The organism is Streptomyces sp. SM10, assembly GCF_002910915.1.
Classification (GTDB): domain Bacteria; phylum Actinomycetota; class Actinomycetes; order Streptomycetales; family Streptomycetaceae; genus Streptomyces.
Genome location: NZ_NEUF01000004.1, coordinates 1 through 4,954, shown reverse-complemented (window position 1 = coordinate 4,954; position 4,954 = coordinate 1). Strand labels below are relative to the sequence as shown.

General features: G+C 72.5%; 5 protein-coding genes and 2 pseudogenes. 5 read left to right on the top strand and 2 right to left on the bottom strand.

The genetic code is table 11. The features are described 5' to 3' along the window. Positions 1-236, bottom strand: a pseudogene (locus B9S57_RS00105) (hypothetical protein); the annotation flags it as partial. Between the two features lie 51 nt (positions 237-287). Further along, positions 288-956, bottom strand: a complete 669-nt coding sequence (locus B9S57_RS00100) for a TetR family transcriptional regulator (RefSeq protein WP_374935895.1) — start codon at positions 954-956, stop codon at positions 288-290. Positions 957-1,095: 139 nt separating this feature from the next. Here B9S57_RS00100 and B9S57_RS00095 point away from each other — a divergent pair, with 139 nt between their 5' ends. The 5 genes and pseudogenes from B9S57_RS00095 to B9S57_RS00075 all read left to right on the top strand — a co-directional run. Next, positions 1,096-1,863 (top strand): SDR family NAD(P)-dependent oxidoreductase, encoded by a 768-nt coding sequence (locus B9S57_RS00095; RefSeq protein WP_103513460.1) that lies wholly within the window; start codon positions 1,096-1,098, stop codon positions 1,861-1,863. 289 nt (positions 1,864-2,152) lie between these two features. After that, positions 2,153-2,551 (top strand): VOC family protein, encoded by a 399-nt coding sequence (locus tag B9S57_RS00090; RefSeq protein WP_103513459.1) that lies wholly within the window; start codon positions 2,153-2,155, stop codon positions 2,549-2,551. 191 nt (positions 2,552-2,742) lie between these two features. Next, entirely contained in the window at positions 2,743-3,225 is a 483-nt protein-coding gene (locus B9S57_RS00085; protein ID WP_103513458.1) for an Lrp/AsnC family transcriptional regulator, read from the top strand. A gap of 23 nt (positions 3,226-3,248) precedes the next feature. Then, positions 3,249-3,938 (top strand): annotated as a pseudogene (locus tag B9S57_RS00080) (HAD family hydrolase). 241 nt (positions 3,939-4,179) lie between these two features. Next, positions 4,180-4,954, top strand: a 775-nt coding sequence (locus B9S57_RS00075) for a serine/threonine-protein kinase (protein WP_258036138.1), incomplete at its 3' end; no start/stop codon positions are given.

The following is a 4,954-nucleotide window of genomic DNA, read 5'->3' as shown; positions in this document are numbered from 1 at the left end:
TTCTTCTCGCCGTGCGGCCGCTCCTCGGCCTTGCCGAGCGCGTCATGGACCGCGGCGGGCGCGGTGGGGGACGCGGACGCCTGCACGGCGGGGGCGTTGCCGGGACGCGCGGACACCGCGGGGGCCGGCCGCTCCGCTTCGGCCGGTACGGATACGCAGCCGGCCGTACCGAGCAGAGCGACGAGCGCGAGGGACATGAGCCGCAGGTTCATGACCTGGTCAACGACGGGCTCCACGACCGGACACGTACGGCGGGGTCCACTTCGGGAGGGGACGGGCGGCGTCGCTCAGCCGGGGAGGCCCGACCGCGCGATGCCCAGGGCCCGGGCGATGGTACGGGACAGCGAGGACGGCTGCGGGTCCGCGCTCCGCGCCCACTGCTCGACGGCGATGCGGAGCGCGCCGTTGAGAACGGTCGCCTGCACCCGCGGCTCCAGGTCGCCGGGACCGTGGCCCGTCCGCTCGGCGATGACCTCCGCGAAGACCAGTTCCGCGTCGTGGTGGACCTGGAGCCACACCGCACGCAGTCCGGGTTCGGTGCGGGTGAGCAGGACCAGGTCGCGGAGCGCCTCGGTGTCGGTGTCCGGCGACGCGACCGGCAGCGAGGAGGGGTTCCCCACGACGGCCTCCACCAGCGGTCGGTCGCGCGGCCACGACCGCATGAGCGCGGTGACGGCGTCGAGGGCGCAGGTCAGCAGCGGGCGGACGCAGAGCTCCTTCGACGCGGTGTAGCGCCACAGGGTCCGCTGGGAGATTCCCGCGGCGGCGGCGATCTCCTCGGCGGTCGTCGCGGCCACCCCGCGGTCGGCGAAGAGGCGCACGGCTTCGCGGGCGATCTCCAGCCGGGTCGCCGCCTTCCGGCGCTCGGTCAGCGGAGGGCGCCCGAGCCGGGAGCCGCCTCCCGCCGCCGGTCCGGCGGTGACCGACGCAGGGTCCTGAACACCTCCGGCGTGCACGGATTCCACAGTTTTCGGCCACCTTCCATTCCCTTGCGCCCATCGTAGCCATCAGCCTTTCTGGCACCTCTCGCCATTTTGGCAGTGCACGCCACAAAGGTAACGTGCAAGCCCTGCCATCGAACGCGAGGAGCATCACGTGAGCGCCACCACCAGCGGCCAGGGCCGCAGCATCATCGTCACCGGAGCCGGATCGGGTATCGGCCGGGCCACCGCCCTGCTGTTCGCGAAGGAGGGCGCGCGCCTGGTGATCGCCGATGTCGACGAGGTCTCGGCCCGCACCGTCGCCGAGGAGGCCGTACAGGCCGGAGGCACCGCCGTGACCGTGATCGGGGACCTCCGGGACCAGACCGTCGTCGACCGGGTCGCGGCGACCGCGGTCGAGGAGTTCGGAGGCATAGACGTCCTGGTCAACAACGCCGGGATCATGGACAGCATGTCGGCGGCCGCCGACACGGGCGACGACGAGTGGGAACGCGTCATCGGCATCAACCTCACGGCTCCGTTCCGCCTCACGCGGGCCGTGCTGCCCCACATGGTCGCCGCCGGGAAGGGCGCCGTCGTCTTCACCGCCTCCGAGGCATCGCTGAGGGGGAGCGCCGCGGGCGCGGCGTACACCGCGTCCAAGCACGGCATCGCGGGTCTGACCAAGTCCCTGGCCGTCATGTACCGCGACAAGGGCATCCGCTCCAACGCCATCGCCCCCGGCGGGACGCTGACCAACATCCGCGTGGACGCCGACCCCACCGCACACGGCCCCGGCGCCCTCGCCCCCTACATGGGCAATGTCGGCACGCCCGCCCGGGCGGAGGAGCAGGCCGCGGCGATCGTCTTCCTCGCCTCCGACGCGGCCGGCAACATCAACGGGGCGATCCTGCCCGTCGACAACGGCTGGTCGGCGGTCTGACCGTCTCTCACCCGGCCCAGGCGTAGGGGCGGGACGGTCCACCCGGCACCGGCCCGCGCCGCCCGCCGACGGACCACCCCGACGGCGGGCGGACGCCTGGACGCGGGCCGGTGGACCGGTGCCCCGCGCGCCGTCCCGCCCCGCCGTACGGCCCTTCCGGACTCCCCCCTGCTCCCACCCGGGATACCGCAACGGCTTCGGGCGGTCTCGCGAGGTTCCCGACACTGCACTCGCGCGCCGTGGTGAGAACCTCGGGCTGCCTCGAGGCCCTACTCCTACACTGGCGGGCATGGCATGCCGTATCAGTGAACTGGTCATCGACGCCGCCGATCCCGGTCGGCTCGCCGCGTTCTGGAGCGAGGTCCTCGGCTACGTCGAACTCGACCGGGAGGACGACGGAAGTATCGAGATCGGGCCGCCCGAGGCCGGCTTCGGCGGCCCGCAGCCCACCCTCGTCCTCAGCCCCAGCAACGCCCCGCGGGCCGGCAAGCTCCCGCTGCACATCGACGTCAGCGCCACCGACCGCGACCAGGAGGCCGAGCTGGAGCGGTTGCTCGCGCTCGGTGCCGGGCGAGCCGACGTCGGCCAGACCGGCACCGAGAACTGGTACGTCCTGGCCGACCCGGAGGGCAACGAGTTCTGCCTCCTGCACGCCCGGCTCCGGCCCGTGCGACCCGGCGCGTCCTGACGGCGGCACGGTGATCCGGGCGGACCGGGAGGAGGGGCCTGCCCTCCGGCGAAGGAGCCGTCGGATACGGAACCTCGTGCGTCGCAGAGCGTGGTGGCCCGCCCCCGGAGCCGCACGCCGCCGCCCCGGCCCGCGCCGCCCTGGGTAGAGTCGGGCGACTGATCACCGAGCCAGGAGGAGCACAGCAGGACATGGCTGTGGACACCCTCGACACCCGCATCCTTCGGCTGCTCATCGAGCAGCCGCGCACCAGTGTGCGCGAGTACGCACGGCTGCTCGGCGTGGCACGCGGCACTCTTCAGGCCCGGCTGGACCGCCTGGAGCGGGACGGGGTGATCACGGGGACGGGTCCCGCCCTCTCCCCCGCCGCACTCGGCCACCCCGTGCTCGCCTTCGTGCACCTGGAAGTCACCCAGGGGCATCTGGACGAGGTGGGGGACGCGCTCGCGGCCGTCCCCGAGATCATCGAGGCGTTCTCGACGACCGGGGGCGGTGATCTCCTGACGCGCGTCGTGGCCCGCGACAACGGCCATCTCGAGGATGTGATCCAGCAGCTGATCCAGCTCCCCGGCGTGGTCAGGACCCGGACCGAGGTGGCACTGCGCGAGCGCGTGGCGTACCGGGTGCTGCCTCTGGTCGAGGCGGTGGGGCTGGCGGCGGACGGTCCCGGCTGAGGGCGTCGGGCATGCTGGAGGCCATGGAGACGCAGCACCTTCCGGCCCCGCCGGTCCTCTTCGACCTCGACGGCACCCTCATCGACAGCGAGCCGAACTACTACGAGGCAGGGCGCCGGCTCCTCGCAGGTCACGGCGTTCGGGACTTCAGCTGGGAGAACCACACCCGTTTCATCGGGATCGGCACCCGTGAGACCCTCACCGTCCTGCGCCGGGAGTACGGGATCGAGGCGCCGGTCGAGGAGCTGCTGGCCGGCAAGAACGCCCTCTACCTGGAGCTCGCCGGGGCTTCCACCACCGCCTTCCCGGAGATGCGCGCCCTCGTCCGGCGGCTGAACGGGCACGGGGTGCCGATGGCGGTGGCCTCGGGATCGTCCAGGGCCGCGATCGCGGCCACTGCGGCGGTCACGGGGCTGGACGCGTACCTCCCCCTGTACGTGTCCGCCGAGGAGGTGGCCCACGGCAAGCCGGAGCCCGACGTGTTCCTGGAGGCGGCGCGCGGCCGGGCGTGGCACCGGATTCGTGCCTGGTCCTGGAGGACGCCGCGCCGGCCGCGTGCGGGCGGCGCACGCGGCCGGCATGCGCTGCGTCGCGATCCCTGACACCGAAGTGGCCTCGGACGGGGCGGCGTTCGCAGAGGCGGAGCTTCTCTTTCCGGGCAGCAGGTCGAATTCACCGCTGCCGCCGTGCTCGACTGGCTCGCCGCCGGGTGAGAACAGGCCGGTCGGCCGAGGCTGTTGGCCGGATTCGGCATCCCGTTCGCCGTCCGGGCCGGCGGAGGTCCGGGGGACGGATATCCTGATCATGCCGCGCACCCCCACGCACCGTACCGAGGCGATGAGCCCGTTGAGGTCGCCGCCGCGGCAGTCGGAGCGGGCCACGATTCGAGATTGGTGTGCACAGGTGCTGGTTGCTGGACGGTACCGGCTGATATCCCCCATCGGCCGTGGCGGTATGGGTGAAGTGTGGCGCGGCACGGACGAGGTGCTGGGGCGCGCCGTGGCGGTGAAGCTGCTGCTGGGTGACCAGGCTGATGCCTCGTCGACCGCGCGCTTCCGCCTCGAGGCGCAGACGGCCGCGCGTCTGAGCCACCCTCATCTGGTGGCCGTGTTCGACTTCGGATCCTGGGAGGACCGCTTCTATCTGGTGATGGAGCTGGTCGAGGGCAGGAGTCTGGGCGATCTGCTGGAGTCCCAGGAGAGGGTCCATCCCGAGCAGGTCGCCCGTATCGCCGGTGAGGCCGCCGCCGGTCTCGCCGCGGCGCACCGGCAGGGGATCGTGCACCGCGACATCAAGCCCGGCAACCTGATGCTGGACTCCGACGGGTCCGTGAAGATCGGGGACTTCGGTATCGCCCAGTTCGTCGACGACCCCTCGACGGCGCTGACGACGGCCGGTCACATCGTCGGTACGAGCCTGTATCTGGCTCCCGAGCGGGCTCTCGGACGCACGGCGGACTCCGCGTCCGACATGTACTCCTTGGGCTGCGTCATCTACCACCTTCTGGTCGGCCAGCCGCCGTTCCGCTCGGACACGGCGACGGCGACGCTCTACCAGCACGTGGACACGCCTCCGGTGCCGGTCAGGCAGCGGGGCGCGGACGTCTCCCCCGCCTTCGACTCGTATCTGCTCGGGCTGCTGGCGAAGCGGCCCGAGGACCGGCCCAGCGCGCAGCAGGTCTCCGACTGGTTCCGTACGGACGCGTGGCTCGGGAAGCCCGAGCCCCTGC